Annotated in this window: 20 protein-coding genes; 13 read left to right on the forward strand and 7 right to left on the reverse strand. The window is 63.1% G+C overall.

Annotation, left to right across the window (positions count from 1 at the left end; translation table 11 throughout):
• Positions 1 to 171 precede the first annotated feature (171 nt).
• Both HU748_RS22595 and hemH read left to right on the forward strand, forming a co-directional pair.
• Complete coding sequence (locus HU748_RS22595) at positions 172 to 1,077, forward strand: TIGR01777 family oxidoreductase (RefSeq protein WP_186667655.1); 906 nt, start codon at positions 172 to 174, stop codon at positions 1,075 to 1,077.
• Positions 1,078 to 1,090: 13 nt separating this feature from the next.
• Complete coding sequence (gene hemH, locus HU748_RS22600) at positions 1,091 to 2,104, forward strand: ferrochelatase (protein ID WP_186722004.1); 1,014 nt, start codon at positions 1,091 to 1,093, stop codon at positions 2,102 to 2,104.
• A 60-nt stretch (positions 2,105 to 2,164) separates the two neighbouring features.
• Here the strand turns inward: hemH and HU748_RS22605 are convergent, their stop codons facing one another.
• Together HU748_RS22605 and upp are read right to left on the reverse strand one after the other, a co-directional pair.
• Positions 2,165 to 3,439, reverse strand: coding sequence for a uracil-xanthine permease family protein (locus HU748_RS22605; protein WP_186711208.1), 1,275 nt, complete (start codon positions 3,437 to 3,439; stop codon positions 2,165 to 2,167).
• Between the two features lie 2 nt (positions 3,440 to 3,441).
• Positions 3,442 to 4,080, reverse strand: coding sequence for a uracil phosphoribosyltransferase (gene upp / locus HU748_RS22610; RefSeq protein ID WP_186667658.1), 639 nt, complete (start codon positions 4,078 to 4,080; stop codon positions 3,442 to 3,444).
• 164 nt (positions 4,081 to 4,244) lie between these two features.
• On the opposite strand from upp, the gene HU748_RS22615 reads away from it, so the two are divergent.
• From HU748_RS22615 to HU748_RS22630, 4 genes are all read left to right on the forward strand, one after another.
• The gene (locus HU748_RS22615) at positions 4,245 to 4,802 is read left to right on the forward strand and encodes a hypoxanthine-guanine phosphoribosyltransferase (RefSeq protein ID WP_186667659.1); all 558 of its coding nucleotides are present in this window, start codon (positions 4,245 to 4,247) and stop codon (positions 4,800 to 4,802) included.
• 3 nt (positions 4,803 to 4,805) lie between these two features.
• Entirely contained in the window at positions 4,806 to 5,279 is a 474-nt protein-coding gene (locus HU748_RS22620) for a WbuC family cupin fold metalloprotein (protein WP_186667660.1), read from the forward strand.
• Between the two features lie 65 nt (positions 5,280 to 5,344).
• Positions 5,345 to 5,815, forward strand: coding sequence for a hypothetical protein (locus HU748_RS22625; protein WP_186667661.1), 471 nt, complete (start codon positions 5,345 to 5,347; stop codon positions 5,813 to 5,815).
• Positions 5,816 to 5,884: 69 nt separating this feature from the next.
• Complete coding sequence (locus HU748_RS22630) at positions 5,885 to 6,175, forward strand: PA4642 family protein (protein ID WP_186667662.1); 291 nt, start codon at positions 5,885 to 5,887, stop codon at positions 6,173 to 6,175.
• A gap of 81 nt (positions 6,176 to 6,256) precedes the next feature.
• Here HU748_RS22630 and mqo read toward each other — a convergent pair whose 3' ends face one another.
• Positions 6,257 to 7,762, reverse strand: coding sequence for a malate dehydrogenase (quinone) (gene mqo, locus HU748_RS22635; protein ID WP_186722006.1), 1,506 nt, complete (start codon positions 7,760 to 7,762; stop codon positions 6,257 to 6,259).
• Between the two features lie 605 nt (positions 7,763 to 8,367).
• The gene (locus HU748_RS22640; protein WP_186722008.1) at positions 8,368 to 8,601 is read right to left on the reverse strand and encodes a hypothetical protein; all 234 of its coding nucleotides are present in this window, start codon (positions 8,599 to 8,601) and stop codon (positions 8,368 to 8,370) included.
• 144 nt (positions 8,602 to 8,745) lie between these two features.
• On the opposite strand from HU748_RS22640, the gene HU748_RS22645 reads away from it, so the two are divergent.
• The gene (locus HU748_RS22645) at positions 8,746 to 9,330 is read left to right on the forward strand and encodes a YajG family lipoprotein (RefSeq protein ID WP_054894590.1); all 585 of its coding nucleotides are present in this window, start codon (positions 8,746 to 8,748) and stop codon (positions 9,328 to 9,330) included.
• Between the two features lie 224 nt (positions 9,331 to 9,554).
• Here HU748_RS22645 and HU748_RS22650 read toward each other — a convergent pair whose 3' ends face one another.
• Positions 9,555 to 9,761: a hypothetical protein gene (locus tag HU748_RS22650; protein WP_054894589.1), complete on the reverse strand. Its 207-nt coding sequence runs from the start codon at positions 9,759 to 9,761 to the stop codon at positions 9,555 to 9,557.
• A 157-nt stretch (positions 9,762 to 9,918) separates the two neighbouring features.
• Here HU748_RS22650 and HU748_RS22655 point away from each other — a divergent pair, with 157 nt between their 5' ends.
• Positions 9,919 to 10,179 (forward strand): hypothetical protein, encoded by a 261-nt coding sequence (locus tag HU748_RS22655; protein ID WP_186667666.1) that lies wholly within the window; start codon positions 9,919 to 9,921, stop codon positions 10,177 to 10,179.
• 87 nt (positions 10,180 to 10,266) lie between these two features.
• The gene (locus HU748_RS22660; protein WP_186667667.1) at positions 10,267 to 10,677 is read left to right on the forward strand and encodes a hypothetical protein; all 411 of its coding nucleotides are present in this window, start codon (positions 10,267 to 10,269) and stop codon (positions 10,675 to 10,677) included.
• Between the two features lie 55 nt (positions 10,678 to 10,732).
• Here HU748_RS22660 and HU748_RS22665 read toward each other — a convergent pair whose 3' ends face one another.
• The gene (locus tag HU748_RS22665) at positions 10,733 to 11,899 is read right to left on the reverse strand and encodes a 1-acyl-sn-glycerol-3-phosphate acyltransferase (protein WP_186667985.1); all 1,167 of its coding nucleotides are present in this window, start codon (positions 11,897 to 11,899) and stop codon (positions 10,733 to 10,735) included.
• Between the two features lie 126 nt (positions 11,900 to 12,025).
• On the opposite strand from HU748_RS22665, the gene HU748_RS22670 reads away from it, so the two are divergent.
• From HU748_RS22670 to HU748_RS22680, 3 genes are read left to right on the forward strand one after another with little or no spacing between them, the layout of a single operon-like run.
• Positions 12,026 to 12,211: a CPXCG motif-containing cysteine-rich protein gene (locus HU748_RS22670; RefSeq protein ID WP_186667668.1), complete on the forward strand. Its 186-nt coding sequence runs from the start codon at positions 12,026 to 12,028 to the stop codon at positions 12,209 to 12,211.
• Positions 12,211 to 12,471 carry a DUF2007 domain-containing protein gene (locus tag HU748_RS22675; RefSeq protein ID WP_186667669.1) on the forward strand — a complete coding sequence of 87 codons (261 nt, stop codon included), beginning with the start codon at positions 12,211 to 12,213 and terminating at the stop codon, positions 12,469 to 12,471. The genes HU748_RS22670 and HU748_RS22675 overlap by 1 nt, the downstream gene beginning before the upstream one ends.
• Before the next feature lie 12 nt (positions 12,472 to 12,483).
• On the forward strand, positions 12,484 to 13,104 hold the full coding sequence (locus tag HU748_RS22680) for an SOS response-associated peptidase (RefSeq protein WP_186667670.1): 621 nt from the start codon (positions 12,484 to 12,486) through the stop codon (positions 13,102 to 13,104).
• 58 nt (positions 13,105 to 13,162) lie between these two features.
• On the opposite strand, the gene HU748_RS22685 is transcribed toward HU748_RS22680, so the two are convergent.
• Positions 13,163 to 15,268 (reverse strand): methyl-accepting chemotaxis protein, encoded by a 2,106-nt coding sequence (locus HU748_RS22685; protein WP_186722010.1) that lies wholly within the window; start codon positions 15,266 to 15,268, stop codon positions 13,163 to 13,165.
• A 155-nt stretch (positions 15,269 to 15,423) separates the two neighbouring features.
• Here HU748_RS22685 and HU748_RS22690 point away from each other — a divergent pair, with 155 nt between their 5' ends.
• Positions 15,424 to 16,239 (forward strand): M48 family metallopeptidase, encoded by an 816-nt coding sequence (locus HU748_RS22690; RefSeq protein WP_186711794.1) that lies wholly within the window; start codon positions 15,424 to 15,426, stop codon positions 16,237 to 16,239.
• The last annotated feature ends 129 nt before the right edge of the window (positions 16,240 to 16,368 follow it).

A 16,368-nucleotide genomic window follows, 5' to 3' on the forward strand; every position in this document is an offset into this window, starting at 1 on the left:
CTTGCTTTAAGCAGACTACGCTGTCAGACAAACCTGTACAATGCAGAAGTTTTGTATAAGGTTATTCCGCTCGATAGGACAGGTTGGCCTATGTTTATCCGAGAGCTATCGGTTTAAAAAGTGCCTTGATCTTAAAAATAGACCATGGCCGCAGCTTGCGAGGACACAGCCATGCATATATTGCTGACGGGCGGTACTGGATTGATCGGCCGGCACCTGTGCCAGCTCTGGCTCAGCCAGGGCCATCGCCTGACGGTGTGGAGCCGCGAGCCTGCCCAGGTGCCCAAGCGTTGCGGCAGCGGCGTGCGCGGTATCGCTCGGCTGGAGGAGCTGGAGGCGGACGATCCGCTGGACGCGGTGGTCAACCTGGCCGGCGCGCCCATCGCCGACCGACCCTGGACGGCCGCGCGCCGGCAGCTGTTGTGGGCCAGTCGTGTCACCCTCACCGAGCAGTTGCTGGGCTGGCTGGAGCGCCGCGAGCAGCGTCCCGGGGTGCTGATTTCCGGCTCGGCCGTGGGTTGGTATGGCGATGGTGGCGAGCGGGAGTTGACCGAGGCCTCGCAGCCGGTGAAAGAGGACTTCGCCAGCCAGCTGTGCATCGCCTGGGAAGAGACTGCGCAACGTGCGCATACGCTCGGCATGCGCGTGGTGCTGGTGCGTACCGGGTTGGTACTGGCCAGCGACGGGGGCTTTCTTTCGCGTCTGCGCCTGCCCTTCAAGCTGGGGCTTGGCGGGCCGATCGGCGATGGTCGGCAATGGATGCCCTGGATCCATATAGAGGACCAGATCCGCCTCATTGATTTTCTCTTGCAGCAAAACGACGCCAGCGGTCCCTATAATGCCTGCGCGCCAGAGCCGGTACGCAACCGTGAGTTCGCCAGGCGTCTGGGACGTGCATTGCATCGCCCGGCGTTGCTGCCGGTGCCTGCGCTGGTGCTCAAGGCTGGCCTGGGCGAGTTGTCGACCCTGCTGCTGGGGGGCCAGCGTGCGCGCCCGGTGCGCCTGCTGGCTGAAGGTTTCACGTTCCGCTTCAACGATCTGCAATCGGCGTTGGACGACCTGTCCGACCGCCTCTGACATAGGACGCTGCATGACCGATCATGCCCTGCTGCTGGTCAACCTGGGTTCACCGGCATCCACCTCGGTCGCCGATGTGCGCCGCTACCTCAACCAGTTCCTCATGGACCCGTATGTGATCGACCTGCCCTGGCCGGTGCGGCGCTTGCTGGTGTCGCTGATCCTGATCAAGCGCCCGGAGCAGTCCGCCCACGCCTATGCGTCGATCTGGTGGGACGAGGGTTCGCCGCTGGTGGTGCTGACTCGGCGCCTGCAGGCGGCCATCACCCCGCATTGGCCGCATGGGCCGGTGGAAATCGCCATGCGCTATGGTCAACCGGCGCTACCAGAAGTACTCGAGCGCCTTGCCGCGCAGGGTGTGCGCAAGGTGACCCTGGCACCGCTGTATCCGCAGTTCGCCGACAGCACCGTGACTACGGTGGTGGAGCTGGCTCGCCAGACAGTCGCCGAGCGCGACCTGCCTGTCGAAATGCGCGTGTTGCAGCCGTTCTACGATGAACCTGAGTACATCGATGCGTTGGTCACCAGTGCCCGTCCTTACCTGGAACAGGACTACGATCATCTGCTGCTGAGCTTCCATGGCCTGCCGGAGCGCCATCTCAAGAAACTCGATCCGACCGGTTCGCACTGTTTCCAGAGCCCGAATTGCTGCGAGACTGCCTGTGCCCAGGTGCGCAAGGTTTGCTACCGCTCGCAGTGTCTGGCCAGTGCTGCTGCGTTCGCCAAGGCGGCAGGAATTCCCGAGGGCAAATGGTCAGCCTCGTTCCAGTCGCGGCTGGGGCGAGCCAAATGGATCGAACCCTACACCGAGACGCGTCTGGACGAGTTGGCCAAGGCGGGAGTGAAGAAGCTGCTGGTGATGTGCCCGGCGTTCGTTGCCGATTGCATCGAGACGCTGGAGGAGATCGGCGATCGCGGCAAGGAGCAGTTCATCGAGGCCGGCGGCGAGGAGCTGGTGCTGGTGCCGTGCCTGAACGATCACCCGCAGTGGGCGCAGGTATTGGCGGGGATGTGCGAGAGGGCTTGAGTCGGTGACGACTTCTTCGCGGGTAACCCTGCGAAGAAGTCGGCTCGGTTCAACGCCTGGTCAAGGCAACTGGTCATCCAGCTTCTTGTTCTTCCAACCATCGTTGCCCGGCAGGATCAGGTTCAGGGCAATGGCGACCACGGCGCACAGGGCGATGCCCTTGAGGCCCCAGTCGTCCGGGCCGTCGCCGCTGCCGATCAGCACACCACCGATACCGAACACCAGGGTCACCGAAACGATCACCAGGTTGCGTGCCTCGGCGAGGTCGATCTTGTGGCGGATCATGGTGTTCATGCCCACTGCCGCGATCGAGCCGAACAGCAGGCAGAGAATGCCGCCCATCACCGGCACCGGAATGCTCTGCAGCAGCGCGCCGAACTTGCCGATGAACGCCAGGGTGATCGCGAACACTGCAGCCCAGGTCATGATCTTCGGATTGTAGTTCTTGGTCAGCATCACCGCGCCAGTGACTTCGGCGTAGGTGGTGTTGGGCGGGCCGCCGAACAGGCCTGCAGCGGTGGTGGCCAGGCCGTCACCGAACAGGGTGCGGTGCAGGCCGGGCTTTTTCAGGTAGTCGCGACCGGTCACGCTGCCGACCGCGATCACCCCGCCGATGTGCTCGATCGCCGGCGCCAGGGCCACCGGAACGATGAACAGGATCGCCTGCCAGTTGAACTCCGGCGCGGTGAAGTTGGGCAGTTCCAGCCAGGGGGCTGCGGCGATTTTCGCGGTGTCGACCACGCCGAAGGCGAACGACAGAGCAAAGCCCACCAGCACGCCAGCAATGATCGGCACCAGGCGGAAGATACCCTTGCCGAACACGGCGACGATCAAGGTGGTCAGCAACGCCGGCATGGAGATCAGCATGGCGGTCTTGTACGGCATCAGCGCGGCGCCGTCGCCACCCTTGCCCATGGCCATGTTCGCGGCAATCGGCGCCATGGCCAGGCCGATGGAAATGATCACCGGACCGATGACCACAGGTGGCAGCATGCGGTCGATGAAACCGGTGCCCTTGATCTTCACCATCAGGCCCATGAAGGTATAGACGAAGCCTGCGGCCATCACGCCGCCCATGGTCGCGGCCAGGCCGAACTGGCCCTTGGCGAGGATGATCGGGGTGATGAAGGCGAAGCTCGAGGCCAGGAATACAGGCACCTGACGGCCCGTGACCAGCTGGAACAGCAAGGTGCCGAGGCCCGCGGTGAACAGTGCCACGTTAGGATCCAGGCCCGTGATCAGCGGCATGAGCACCAGCGCGCCGAATGCCACGAAGAGCATCTGCGCGCCCGAGACGACCTGGCGCCACAGCGGGTCGTTGAAGCCGTCCTGCATGTTCAGGCGTCCTTCTGCTTGGTGCCGAAGATCTTGTCGCCGGCATCGCCCAGGCCCGGCACGATATAGCCATGCTCGTTCAGGCGCTCGTCGATGGACGCGGTGTAGATCTGCACGTCCGGATGGGCTTTCTCGACCACCTCGATGCCTTCGGGCGCCGCGACCAGGACCATCGCGCGGATTTCCTTGCAGCCGGCTTTCTTCAGCAGCTCGATGGTGGCGACCATCGAACCGCCGGTAGCCAGCATCGGGTCGATGATCAGCGCCAGGCGCTGATTGATGTCGGGGGCGAGTTTTTCAAGATAGGTGTGCGCTTCGAGGGTTTCCTCGTTGCGGGCTACGCCCACGGCACTGACCTTGGCGCCCGGGACCAGGCTGAGCACGCCGTCGAGCATGCCGATACCGGCACGCAGGATCGGGACCACGGTGATCTTCTTGCCGGCGATCTTCTCGACCTGGACCTTGCCGCACCAGCCGTCGATCTCGTAGGTTTCCAGCGGCAGGTCTTTGGTGGCTTCGTAGGTCAGGAGCGCACCGACTTCCTGGGCGAGTTCGCGAAAATTCTTGGTGCTGATATCGGCACGGCGCATCAGGCCGAGCTTGTGGCGGATCAGCGGATGGCGGATCTCACGAGTAGGCATAGGGGAAGGCTCCGGGGGGCGGGCAAAAAAACCGCGCTAGGTTAATCTATTCAGTCCTTGCTGTCGTGCAGTCATTGAGCACGTTAGTCCATAAATGCTTGATCTGGGACGAGCGGATGCGTACCTTTGCCCGCTTTTCCAAAATGCACCTCCTGGAGAGCGCCATGTCCGCCGATCTCGAGCATATCCGCCAAGTGATGAGCGAGGCCGATTGCCTGTACAACGAAGCCCAGGTCGAAGCGGCCATCGCCCAGGTCGGCGAGCAGATCTGCAAGGACCTGCACGACAAGAACCCGGTAGTCTTCTGCGTGATGAACGGCGGCCTGATCTTCGCCGGCAAGCTGCTGACCCACCTGCAGTTCCCGCTGGAGGCCTCGTACCTGCACGCGACCCGCTACCGCAACCAGACCAGCGGCGGTGAGCTGTTCTGGAAGGCCAAGCCGGAGATCTCGTTCATCGATCGCGATGTGCTGATCGTCGATGACATCCTCGACGAAGGCCACACCCTCAGCGCCATCATCGACTTCTGCAAGCATGCCGGCGCGCGTTCGGTGTACACCGCGGTGCTGATCGACAAGGACCACGACCGCAAGGCCAGCCCGGACTTGAAGGCCAACTACGTCGGCCTGCCGTGCGTCGATCGCTATATCTTCGGTTATGGCATGGACTACAAGGGCTACTGGCGCAACGCCAATGGCATCTTCGCCGTAAAGGGCATGTGAGCCATGCGCCAGCCTGCCTTCATCGACAAGACGTTGTTCGACGGGCTGGCCGCCAAGGCTGCCAGCAACCCGCGTGGTCGCCAGCACCACAATTTCCATGAGATGGAAGAGCCTTGCCATCGCATGGCAGTCGGCTTGCAGACGAACACCTACATTCCGCCACACCGTCATCTGAAGGATGACAAGGCCGAGGCGCTGGTGGTGCTCAAGGGGCGTCTGGGGCTGCTGATCTTCGATGAGCAGGGCGCGGTGTGCGACAAGCGTGTGCTCGAAGCCGGCGGTGATTGCCTGGGGGTCGACCTGGCGCCCGGCACCTATCACGGGTTGGTGGTGCTCGAAGATGACAGCATCCTGTTCGAGTGCAAATCCGGCCCCTACCGCCCGGTGGGCGAGGGCGAGCATGCCTACTGGGCACCGCGCGAGGGCGAGGACGGGGTGGCGCAGTACCAGGCCTGGATGCGCGCGCAGTTCGATTGAGCGCGCGCTGACAGTAGCGGTCGATCAGGCGTGCTAGAGTGCTCCCCTCTGCCAAGGAGCCTCTCATGCGTGCGATCTTTCCCCTTCTGCTGGCGCTGAGCCTGCCGCTGTCGGCAGCCCCCTTGCACAGCCAGTTCCTTCCGCCTGATGACCTCTCGCTGCGCCAGGAAGAACCCGAGTCGCAACAACTGCTGCAGGTCACCGACTACTCGGTGGTGGTCGGTGCCCAGCGTCAGTCCAACCAGCAGCCGATTCCCATCACCTCGTCCCTGACCTTGCGCCTGAAGGGCAAGCCCTTGAGCAAGGGGGCAACTATCGGGCAGGTGCTGGTCACCTTCGACGGCGAGGGCGGCAAGAGCCTCAAGCGGCCGACCTACGATGACAAGTCCCGCACCCTTACGCTGAATTATCCACAGGCCGATTACCGGGTGATCATGGACCTGCTGCGCAACGAGACGCTGTACGTACAGTTCCTCAGTTACGCCAACGGCCACGTCTGGGCCGACCTGCACACCGGAACCGTACGTACGCGTTGAGGCGCACGGGCTGCCAGCGGTACACTGCCCGCCTTTGAAATGCCCGTGATGGCCCAGTTGGAGTCGGCAATGCGTAAAGACAAGAAGCAGGTTATCGGTGACGAGATCAGCGACGACTACATCAAGACGTTCCTTCAGTTCGAGCCGGCCGATGGCCTGACCTCGCCGTCGCACCACAAGCTGATCAAGGCCTATCGTGGCCTGCGCATCGACGACTTCGAGCGTTTCGTTGGCTTCTTCGTCGAGGCCGGATACGACGTCGATGGCAAGGACGAGCACGGCAAGACCTTCGCCGAAACGATCGCCGACCAGCGCAATGCGCCGGAGTACATCGAGGTCATCGCCAACGCCCGCGGCTGATCCTCCAGTCTGCCCTTTTCGCGGGCAGGGATTGCAGGCACAAAAAAACGCCCCTCGGGGCGTTTTTTCGTTTCAGCCATTTCAGGCGTAGTGCTTGGCCGGGCTGTTTTGCGCCAGGTTTAGGGCCACGTCGTTGTCGGCGCTGATCTTGTGGTACAGCGCGGCATCGGTGGCCAGGGCCTTCTCGCGAGCCGGGAAGATTTCCTTGAGCTTGGCAGCCCAGGCGCCCTTCGCTTGCTCGGGGAAGCAGCGCTCGATCAGTTCGAGCATGATCGAGACCGTCACCGAGGCGCCCGGCGAGGCGCCAAGCAGCGCAGCCAGGCTGCCATCGGCGGCCGAGACCAGCTCGGTGCCGAACTGCAGGATGCCGCCTTTCTTCGGATCCTTCTTGATGATCTGCACGCGCTGGCCGGCCACTTCCAGGCGCCAGTCCTCGGCTTTGGCTTCGGGGTAGAAGCGGCGAAGCGATTCCAGGCGCTGCTCCATCGACTGCATCACTTCGCTGACCAGGTACTTGGTCAGGTCCATGTTGTCGCGGGCTACCGCCAGCATCGGGCCGATGTTGCCCATGCGCACCGACAGCGGCAGGTCCATGAACGAGCCATGCTTGAGGAACTTGGTGGTGAAGCCGGCGTAAGGGCCGAACAGCAGGGATTTCTTGCCGTCGACCACGCGGGTGTCGAGGTGTGGCACCGACATTGGCGGGGCACCGACCGCGGCCTGGCTGTAGACCTTGGCCTGGTGCTGCTTGACGATTTCCGGATTGTCGCAGCGCAGCCACTGGCCGCTCACCGGGAAACCGCCGAACCCCTTGCTTTCCGGGATGCCCGACGCTTGCAGCAGCGGCAGCGCCGCGCCACCAGCGCCGAGGAAGACGAAGCGGGCGTCGACTTCACGGCTGTTGCCGCTGTTGACGTCCTTGATGCTCACGGTCCAGCCGTCGCCTTTACGGCGCAGGCCGGTGACCTTCTTGCTGTACTTGACCTGGGCATTGGGGCTGTCGCCCAGCAGCTTGAGCAGCTTGTTGGTCAGGGCGCCGAAGTTGACGTCGGTGCCCTTGAGCACGCGGGTGGCCGCGATGTGCTGGTCGGCCGGGCGACCAGGCATCATCAGGGGCATCCATTCGTTCATCAGCGCCTTGTCTTCGGTGTATTCCATCTCGGAGAACGCGTGGTGCTGCTTGAGCAGCTCGAAGCGCTTCTTGAGGAATTGCACACCCTTGTCACCTTCGACATAGCTCAGGTGCGGCACGGGATTGATGAAGTCGCGCGCCGAGCCGAAGCCGCCTTTTCTGCTCAGGTAGGCCCAGAACTGGCGGGACACCTCGAACTGGGTATTGATGTGCACGGCCTTCTTGATGTCGATGCTGCCATCGGCGGCCTGGGGCGTATAGTTCAGCTCGCACAGGCCGGCGTGGCCGGTCCCGGCGTTGTTCCAGGGGTTGGAGCTTTCCGCGGCCCCGGAGTCCATCGCCTCGACGACTTCCAGCTTGATCGCAGGGTCCAGCTCCTTGAGCAGTACGGCCAGGGTGGCACTCATGATGCCCGCGCCTACCAGTACCACATCAACCGATTCGTTCTGCGCCATTAACGCGTCTCCACAATCTACAGCACCTAATTGACAGCATAGGACCCCTGGGTTGGCCAGGATCGCCATGTCCGACTCTTCGCAGTTCTTGCAACTTCCGCGGACACCGCCAATCAGTCTTGGGTGTTCGATAATTGAACGCCATTTGCCACGGGTGCGGCAATTCGACTTATGGTCAAGTGTTCCGTCGTGCGTTATGGACCGGCCTCAGGCTCCCATCCAGGATGAGCGCTTTTGCCGTCTGTTCAGGGCTGTTCGAGACGTATCTGCCGCTTTTGCACATGCCAGACTGTTCATTTGCTCGCCACACTCTCGTGAAGTTGTGAAAAACCGTTTTTTCACGCTCTTTTGGAGTCGTGAACCTCAAAAGTGGACTGCGCGGTGGCAACCCGCAGGTTCATGCGCAGCAGACGGCCAGAGACAGCAGGCACGACAGCCAATGCAAGACCTGAGTGGAAGGCTCTCTGTGGGCGAAGCGGTGAAGGTGCCGGGGTCAAGCGGCGAGTGCGGGGCCCGATCAGGAGACGTCCTTATAATCGGGGGGAGATTATAACGAGGTCGCGGGCAGAAAGGTCGTTCTTCTTGGGTTTTTATTGCAGCGTTTGTCAGGCAGGGAGGATGCGTTGCTGCCAACGGCGGCTTGCAGGTACGCAAATCCGGGCACTGTTGGGCAGCGGATGGCCCAGCCAGCCCAGGTGCGCTTCGCTGACCTGGACCCAGCCACTGCCGCTGGGTGCCTGGTGGCACTGCTTGAAGGCCAGGCATTTGCCGTCGCTGTCGAGACGGGCGTAGGTGGTGTGGCGCGGGCGTTTGAAGAGCAGAGTCCAGAGGGAGGCCATGGCGGCGAGTCCTGTTTGATCGGGCTGGGGCAAGGATAGCGCCGTGGCCATGAAACCATTGTGACAGCAGCTGCGGGCCGATGACTGGCTTGCTCCAGGCTGGGTATACTGTGGGCCTTTGCCGCTTTTTCTGGAGAAATGCGCATGCTGCAACGTCTGTTGTTCGGTTTGATGGCGGTGGCCACCCTGAGCCTGGTCGGCTGTGCACACAGCCCGCAGCAACTCAGCCCGCAACCCAAGCTCACCGCTCAGCTCAATCCGGTGGGTCGTGGCCAGCCGGTGGTCGTGCGGGTGGTCGACGGCCGTGCTTCGCAGTCGCTGGGCACACGGGGTGGCATGTACCCGGAGACCAGCACCATTACCGTCAACGGCAATGACGTGGTGCCCAAGCTGCAGGCCCAGGCCGAAGCGGCAGTACGCCTGCTCGGCTTCACCCCCACCTCGGGTGCCGGCAGCGCGCCACAGCTGACCGTGACCCTGGCCGAGCTGAAGTACCAGTCGCCCAAGGACAAGATGTACGTGACCGAGGCCACCATCGGTGCCACCTTCCGTGCCGACGTGTCCAACGCCAACCGTCGCTACAGCGGCCGCTATGGCGCTTCTCTCGACCAGCGTTTCGGCATGGCGCCGAACCAGGAAACCAACACCAAGCTGGTCAGCGACGTACTCAGCGATGCGCTGACCCGGCTGTTCAAGGATCCGACCATCGGTCAGGTCCTGGCTGAATAAGCACGCGGCCTGAATGAACAAAACCCGCTGCCTGGTGACAGGCAGCGGGTTTTTCTTTGGCTGGACCAGGGCTGAGGCTCGCTCAAACCCTGGTTGATGCGGCACCTGGGGTCACTTCTCTGTAGGAGCGGGCTTGCCCGCGAACACCGGCTTCGCCGGTGCCAGGCACCGCGATGTCTATTTCGCGGGCAAGCCCGCTCCCACCAATCGCACGAGCGGGCAGGTCAAGCCGCCTCGATTCCAAAGTCCAGCACACTCAGCCCGGTGTCTTGATCCACTTCCGGCAGGTCCTGGTGCGCGTGTCCGCCCAGGGCGCAATACACCAGCCAGCGCTGGTCGTGGACATTGATCGCGAACCCGTCGATCAGCGCCTGCTGCTCGTCGCTCTGCGAGACGAGGTAGAGACGGTCCTGGTTTTCGGCGTGCAGCATGACAAGCTCCGGTCTGCAAAGGCCGACAGGGTGGCCTGTCTGGATGACGAGCGTGTGACAGATGAAATTTAGTGACACTTGGTCGCAAAAAACGAGAGGGTGAGTCAGGCTTGGGTAGAATGCCGGGCTTTGCTTATCGTCGTTACGAGGTTGCGCGATGTCCCTGCAAGTCCTCTGGGGGTTCCTGGCCGCCCATCCCGCCAAGCTGATCAATGTCCTGGCGCTGTTCATCACCTGCCCGGGCGGCCTGCTGCTGCACAGTGCGCGGCGTCGCCAGAGCGATGCGCGTGAAAGCCTGGCTGGCGAGGAAGGGCTGGTCGATGCGTTCGACCTGCGTGTACCGCGCTACTACTACATCCTGGGCTTCTCGTGCCTGGCGATGGCGTTGTTGCTGTCGTGGTTCAGTACCTGGATCTGAACTGCCTACCTGTCAATTCTGCCAGTTGTCGCTTGTGATGCGTGCACGTACGTTGGATCGGCGTGTCAACCATCTCAAGGAGGCAACATGTCGCGTTCAAGCGAAGCGTTTGATGCGGACGTCCTGAAGAAGGCCAAGGCGACCGGAAAGGTCGTTCTGACCGTCAAGGGGACGCCATATGAGATGACCGGCGAACTGAAGTTTGACCAGAAGTCATTCTCCGCCGTGCAGCCGCGGCCCGGTGGCAAACCACTCAAGCTGGTGTTCAAGTGGACCAACGCCAATGTGTTTGCGCCGGGCACCACCAGCCTGTCTGCTGGTCAGGCGCATGTGACCACGGTCGGTGTTGTGGGGCTTGGCGAAAATGTTCCCGTCCACTCAGGAACACTGCAGATCAGCGAGTTTGTCGATAACCGACGTCTTAAAGGGGTACTGCGGCTGAACCCTGGCAGTGGTTCGGATGCTCTGGAAGCTGATTTCGATCTCACCGTCGTGTAGCGAACATCAGCTGTGCAATCGCCGGTCCCCCTACGAACCGGCGCTTGCACCAGGCTCAGACCGCCTCGGCCTGCACCTTCACCTGATACTGGTTGCGCACTGGCGTCGCATACTGCTGCACCAGATACGGCCGGTGCTCCGCAGGGCAGGCTTCCAGGCGGCGCTGCCACTCCTCCTTGGCCCGTGCCAGTTCCTCGGCCGCAAACACCTTCTCTGCAGCGGGTACTTCCAGCGCCGCGTCCTGCCCGTCCCACATCGCGTAGGCCAGGTAGTGCACCGGGAACAGCCGGTAGCCGCCGAGAATCTGCCGGTCGATGGCCTGGGCCAGTTGCTTGGTGTCCTCGTGGTACTCGGTCACTGGCGGTGCGAAGTTGATGTGCACCCGGCCTTTGTAGCCGGTGATGCCCTGGGCGATGCTGTTGTCGTCTTCGCCAGGCACTTTCTTGTAGGTGCCGGTGGTGGCGCGGATGTACAGCTCGCGGGCCTTGGCCTGGTCGCACGGGTCGTATTCGTAGCTGATCGACACCGGGATCAGGTTCAGGCTCTGGATCACGGCGCCGAACGGCTCGTCCTTGCGGCTCATGTGGAACATCTTGAGGATCGCCGAATCGGTGCGATCGTCACCATCCTTGGCGCGGCCTTCGGCCTGGGCGATCCAGATCGAGGCGCCGTCGCTGCGGATCGAGTGGTTGATGTAGGCCGACAGCAACTGGTATGCCGCAAGCTTCTCGCGACGACCGCTGATCGAGCGGTGCACGATGAAGCTCTTGTTCAGGCGCATCATGTCGCTGACGAACGGCTTTTGCAGCAGGTTGTCGCCGATGGCGATACGTGGCGTCGGCAGGCCAGCGTGATAGACCGCATAGTTGACGAACGCCGGGTCCATGACGATGTCGCGGTGATTGGCCAGGAACAGGTAGGCACTGCCCGACTTGAGCTGCTCGACGCCGGTGTAGGTGACCCCGTCGGTGGCACGGTCGATGGTGCGGTCGACGTAGTATTCGACCTTGTCCTGCAGGGTCGAGACGCTGGTCACGCCAGCGAACTCCTTGCGCAGGCGCCGGGCGATCAGCGGCTTGAGCAGCCAGCCGAAGGCACCTGCGATACGCGGGAAGCGGAAGTGGGTGAGGATATCGAGGAATGCCGGGTCGCTGAGCAGGCGCGCCAGAACGGCAGGCACTTCAGCGTCGTCGTAAGGTCGGATGGCATCGAATTCGCCCATCATGCTCTCTTGTTGGAAACGGCTAGAGTAATAAAGTAGGGGCGGGGCCGAAAAAACGGCTCGGACACACACGGACCCCGTAAACAGACCGGCAATTATACGCATAAGTCACTGCGCAGGCCCCCGATGCTCGAAATCGACTTTTATGACTGCCCTTATTGCGGTGAGCGTGTGGAGACCACGGTCGATATTTCCGCTGGCGACCAGCTCTATACCGAGGACTGCCAGGTGTGCTGCCAGCCCATCGTGTTCATCCTGCAGGTGCATGGTGACGAATGGATGCTCGAAGTGCGCCGCGAGGACGATGCCTGATGCGTCGGATCTACGAACCGGAAAGCCTGATGGAGGCGCAGATGCTGGTAGGCATGTTGGCCAGCGAAGGCGTCGAGGTGCACCTGATCGGCGGCGATCTGGTCGGTGCCATGGGCGATCTGCCGATGCAGGGCCTGCTGGCCCTGGCGGTGGCCGATGAGCAGGCCGGGTACGCACGGCAGCTGATCGATGAGTACAATGCCGCCCAGCCCCTTGCCGGGGACGAGCCGGAGAGTATCCCCGGTACCCTGATCTGCTAGGTTTGCTGTCTTATGTGTGGACGTTACGCCCTCTTTCGCTGGTCCCAGGCTTTTGCCGCCCTGCCCGGGTTTCCCGCCGACCAGCAGGCCCAATGGAACATCTCGCCTGGGGCTTCGGTGCTGATCCAGCGCCGACTCGACGGTCAGTTGCAACTGGCCAGGGCGCGCTGGGGCCTGACCCCGGCCTGGCTCACTGACCTGTCCCGTACCCCCGCCCATGCCCGCGCCGAGACACTCGCCGAGCAGCCGATGTTTCGCGAAGCCTTTCGCCAGCGCCGTTGCCTGATGCCGGCCAACGGTTTCTACGAGTGGCGCGGCACGGCGCGCAAGCGCCCGTACTGGGTGACGCCGGGGGAGGGCGCGTCGTTGTTCTATGCCGCGGTATGGGAGGTGTATCCGGTACAGGAGCAGGTGTGGCTCAGTTGTGCGGTGGTCACCCAGGCGGCGATGAACCAGCGCCGGCCGCTGATCCTCGACGAGGCCGGGCAGGCGGCCTGGCTGGACCCCGACACACCGCTGGCGCGGCTGCATGAACTACTGGCCAGCCCGCCAGCGGCGTTGCGCGAGCGGGCGCTGGCGCATCTGGTCAACGATCCGAAGCTCGATGGGCCGGAGTGTCTGACCCCGGCTTGAGGTCGGTGTCGAGCTTTTCGCCCCACAGGCTCGCGAAAAAAACGACGCGGTGGGTGAATCAAACCCTGAACTGATTGATCAACCGCCGCTGCTGCTCGGCCAGCTTGGTCAGCTCGGCGCTGGCCTGGCTCGATTCGTCGGCCCCGCCGGCCACTTCGCCGGCCACCTGGCCGATGTTGATGACGTTGCGGTTGATATCCTCGGCCACCGCGCTCTGCTGTTCGGCGGCGCTGGCGATCTGGGTGTTCATGTCGTTGATCACCGACACGGCCTGGGTGATGCTCTCCAGCGCTTCGGCGGCGCGGCTGGCCTGCTGCACGCTGTCGTCGGTCTTGCCCTGGCTGTCTTCCATCACCTTGACCACATCGCGGGTGCCCTGCTGCAACTGCTGGATCATCTGCTGGATTTCCTGGGTCGCCTGCTGGGTCTTCTGCGCCAGGTTGCGCACCTCGTCGGCAACCACGGCGAAGCCGCGCCCTTGCTCTCCGGCGCGGGCAGCCTCGATGGCGGCGTTGAGCGCCAGCAGGTTGGTCTGTTCGGCGATGGCGCGGATGGTCACCAGGATGGCATTGATGTTCTCGCTGTCGCGGGCCAGGGTCTGCACCACGGTCACTGCGCGGCCGATCTCGCTGGCCAGGACGCTGATCGACTGCGAGGTGTCGCGCACGATCTGCATGCCCTGGTTGGCAGCCTGGTCGGCGTTGCTGGCTGCGTGGGCGGCGTGGGTGGCATTGCGTGCCACGTCCTGGGCGGTGGCGGTCATTTCCTGCACGGCGGTGGCTACCTGGTCGATCTCGGCCATTTGCTTGTGCACGCCCTGGTTGGTGCGGATGGCGATGTCGGCAGTGTGCTCCGAGGAGTCGCTGACTTTCTGCACCGAGGTCACCACCTGGCTGATCATCGCCTGCAGCTTGGCGAGGAAGGTGTTGAAGCCTTTGGCAATGGCGCCCAGCTCGTCGGCGCGATCGCTCTGCAGGCGGCGGGTGAGGTCGCCTTCGCCCTGGGCGATGTCGTCGAGCATCGCCACCATCTGCTTCAGCGGACGGGCAATGCCGTGGGCCAGCAGCCAGATCACCAGCAGGCCGAGGGCGGCGATGCCCAGGCCGACCAGGGTCATGCCGGCGATGTCGGTGCGGCGCTGCTCGCCAAGGTCTTTCTGCAGTTGGTTGACGTCGGCCATGACCGTGCTCAGCGGCATTTCCAGCAGCAGGACCCAGCGCGCGTCGGTGCTGGCGACCTTGAACGGCAGGAACAGCTCGATACGGTCCTTGGCGGTGTCGACTTTATATTGCAGGTCTTCGCCGCTGATGCTGGCCAGGGTTGCGGCTTCGGCAGGGTCCAGCACGTCGCTGGCCTTTTCGCCGAACTTGGAGGCGTCCTTGGTGTAGGCGACCAGGCGACCATTGCTCGACACCAGTGCCAGTTCGCCAGCGCCGTTGTACAGCTGGCGGTCGGCGGCGTTGAGCAGGTCCTGGATGAAGTTCACCGACAGGTCGGCCCCGGCGATGCCCTGGAACTGGCCGTTGACCATGATCGGCTCGACGAACGAGGCGAGCATCACCATCTTGTCGCCAACCTTGTAGGGCGCCGGGTCGATCACGCAGGCCTTCTTGGTTTCCTTCGGGCATAGGTAGTACTCACTGGCGCGTACCCCGGTCGACAGCACGGTGTGGTCGTTGACGTCCACCAGGCGGTCCTGGCCGAGACTGCCGTCGGCGTTGCGGAACCACCAGGGCAGGTAGCGTTCGCCATTGATGTCGGCGTGATCCAGTGCGTTCGATTCCCAGCCCAGATACGCACCGAGCACCGTCGGGTTGACCTCCACGGTGCGCTTGAGCAGGTTGTTCAGGTAGGCGCGGTCGATTTGCATCAGCGGTTTGCCGTCGGCGTCCTGCATGCCGAGCATGGCGTTGACCGTGGCCAGGCTGCGGCTGATCAGCAGCGGCGCTTCCAGGCCGCGCTGGATCTCGCTCACCTGGGTGCGGGCCAAGGCCGAAAGGCGCTGTTCGATCACGCTTTCGAACTGCTGCTGGGTGCGCTGCTGTACCAGGTCCTGGGTGCGGGCCCCGGAGTACACGGCGTACAGCACCAGCGCCGCGACAATGCTCAATACAATGGCACCGGCCAGGGCCGCCACGGAAAACTGGATCGACTTGAACTTCATTACCGGAAAGCTCCACGCAAGGAGGTCGTTTTCTTTTGTTATCGGCGTGGTCGAGGGAAAGCATGAGGGGAGGATGAGAGAAATCTTCCCTGCGGCTCTGGCAGGGTCAGGCGAGTGGGCCTAGGATACGCGGCATGTAGAAAGGGAGTGTTTTCATGCGTAAGTCTTTCGTGATCAGCCTGTTGAGCGCCAGCGTTCTGCTGGGTGGTTGCCAGGCGGTCAATACCACCAGCGGCGGAGCGGTTGGCGTCGAGCGCAAGCAGTACATGTTCAGCATGCTGTCGACCGATGAGGTCAACAAGATGTATGCGCAGTCGTACCAGCAGACCCTGGGCGAAGCATCGAGCAAGGGCGTGCTGGACAAGAGCAGCGTCGATGCCAAGCGTGTGCAGGTCATCGCTGACCGCCTGATTGCCCAGGCCCCGCAGTTCCGGCCGGATGCCGCGCAATGGAAGTGGGAAGTCAACGTGATCAAGAGCGACGAGCTCAACGCCAACTGCGGCCCGGGTGGCAAGATCATCGTCTACACCGGGCTGATCGATCAGCTCAAGCTCACCGACGCGGAGCTGGCTGCGGTCATGGGTCATGAAATCGCCCACGCCCTGCGCGAGCATGGCCGCGAGGCGATGTCCAAGGCTTACGGTATCGAAATGGCGCGCCAGGGGGCCGGTGCGATCTTCGGCCTTGGCCAGGACAGCATGGCGCTGGCCGACACCGTGGTGAACTACTCCATGACCCTGCCCAACAGCCGGGCCAATGAGAACGAGGCCGACCTGATCGGCCTGGAACTGTCGGCACGGGCCGGTTATGACCCGAATGCGGCGATCACCTTGTGGAACAAGATGAGCAAGGCCTCCGAAGGCGCGCCGCCTGAGTTCATGAGCACCCACCCGGCCTCGGCCAGCCGCATTGCTTCGCTGCAGGCGGCGATTCCGAAGGTGATGCCGCTGTACCAGGCGGCGAAGAAGTAAAGCGCTCTGCGCTGTGGGGTAGTTGTCTGGTTCAACTATCCCGCGGCTGGAGCAATTCCTGTGGGAGCGGGCTCGTCCCGCGATCACCGGCAAAGCCGGTGCCAGGTGCTGCGGTGTCTGGCACCGGCT

It is taken from the genome of Pseudomonas sp. RW3S2, from assembly GCF_014268955.1.
GTDB classification, from domain to species: Bacteria; Pseudomonadota; Gammaproteobacteria; order Pseudomonadales; family Pseudomonadaceae; genus Aquipseudomonas; species Aquipseudomonas wayambapalatensis.

Excerpts from the sequence above, each read along its gene's own strand:
- upp (WP_186667658.1), bottom strand. The coding sequence starts at position 4,080 with ATGCCTACTCGTGAGATCCGCCATCCGCTGATCCGCCACAAGCTCGGC.
- HU748_RS22620 (WP_186667660.1), top strand. The coding sequence starts at position 4,806 with ATGCGCCAGCCTGCCTTCATCGACAAGACGTTGTTCGACGGGCTGGCC.
- HU748_RS22595 (WP_186667655.1), top strand. The coding sequence starts at position 172 with ATGCATATATTGCTGACGGGCGGTACTGGATTGATCGGCCGGCACCTG.
- HU748_RS22645 (WP_054894590.1), top strand. The coding sequence starts at position 8,746 with ATGCTGCAACGTCTGTTGTTCGGTTTGATGGCGGTGGCCACCCTGAGC.
- HU748_RS22680 (WP_186667670.1), top strand. The coding sequence starts at position 12,484 with ATGTGTGGACGTTACGCCCTCTTTCGCTGGTCCCAGGCTTTTGCCGCC.
- HU748_RS22675 (WP_186667669.1), top strand. The coding sequence starts at position 12,211 with ATGCGTCGGATCTACGAACCGGAAAGCCTGATGGAGGCGCAGATGCTG.
- HU748_RS22630 (WP_186667662.1), top strand. The coding sequence starts at position 5,885 with ATGCGTAAAGACAAGAAGCAGGTTATCGGTGACGAGATCAGCGACGAC.
- HU748_RS22640 (WP_186722008.1), bottom strand. The coding sequence starts at position 8,601 with ATGGCCTCCCTCTGGACTCTGCTCTTCAAACGCCCGCGCCACACCACC.
- HU748_RS22670 (WP_186667668.1), top strand. The coding sequence starts at position 12,026 with ATGCTCGAAATCGACTTTTATGACTGCCCTTATTGCGGTGAGCGTGTG.
- HU748_RS22665 (WP_186667985.1), bottom strand. The coding sequence starts at position 11,899 with ATGGGCGAATTCGATGCCATCCGACCTTACGACGACGCTGAAGTGCCT.
- hemH (WP_186722004.1), top strand. The coding sequence starts at position 1,091 with ATGACCGATCATGCCCTGCTGCTGGTCAACCTGGGTTCACCGGCATCC.
- mqo (WP_186722006.1), bottom strand. The coding sequence starts at position 7,762 with ATGGCGCAGAACGAATCGGTTGATGTGGTACTGGTAGGCGCGGGCATC.
- HU748_RS22690 (WP_186711794.1), top strand. The coding sequence starts at position 15,424 with ATGCGTAAGTCTTTCGTGATCAGCCTGTTGAGCGCCAGCGTTCTGCTG.
- HU748_RS22655 (WP_186667666.1), top strand. The coding sequence starts at position 9,919 with ATGTCCCTGCAAGTCCTCTGGGGGTTCCTGGCCGCCCATCCCGCCAAG.
- HU748_RS22615 (WP_186667659.1), top strand. The coding sequence starts at position 4,245 with ATGTCCGCCGATCTCGAGCATATCCGCCAAGTGATGAGCGAGGCCGAT.
- HU748_RS22650 (WP_054894589.1), bottom strand. The coding sequence starts at position 9,761 with ATGCTGCACGCCGAAAACCAGGACCGTCTCTACCTCGTCTCGCAGAGC.
- HU748_RS22660 (WP_186667667.1), top strand. The coding sequence starts at position 10,267 with ATGTCGCGTTCAAGCGAAGCGTTTGATGCGGACGTCCTGAAGAAGGCC.
- HU748_RS22625 (WP_186667661.1), top strand. The coding sequence starts at position 5,345 with ATGCGTGCGATCTTTCCCCTTCTGCTGGCGCTGAGCCTGCCGCTGTCG.
- HU748_RS22685 (WP_186722010.1), bottom strand. The coding sequence starts at position 15,268 with ATGAAGTTCAAGTCGATCCAGTTTTCCGTGGCGGCCCTGGCCGGTGCC.
- HU748_RS22605 (WP_186711208.1), bottom strand. The coding sequence starts at position 3,439 with ATGCAGGACGGCTTCAACGACCCGCTGTGGCGCCAGGTCGTCTCGGGC.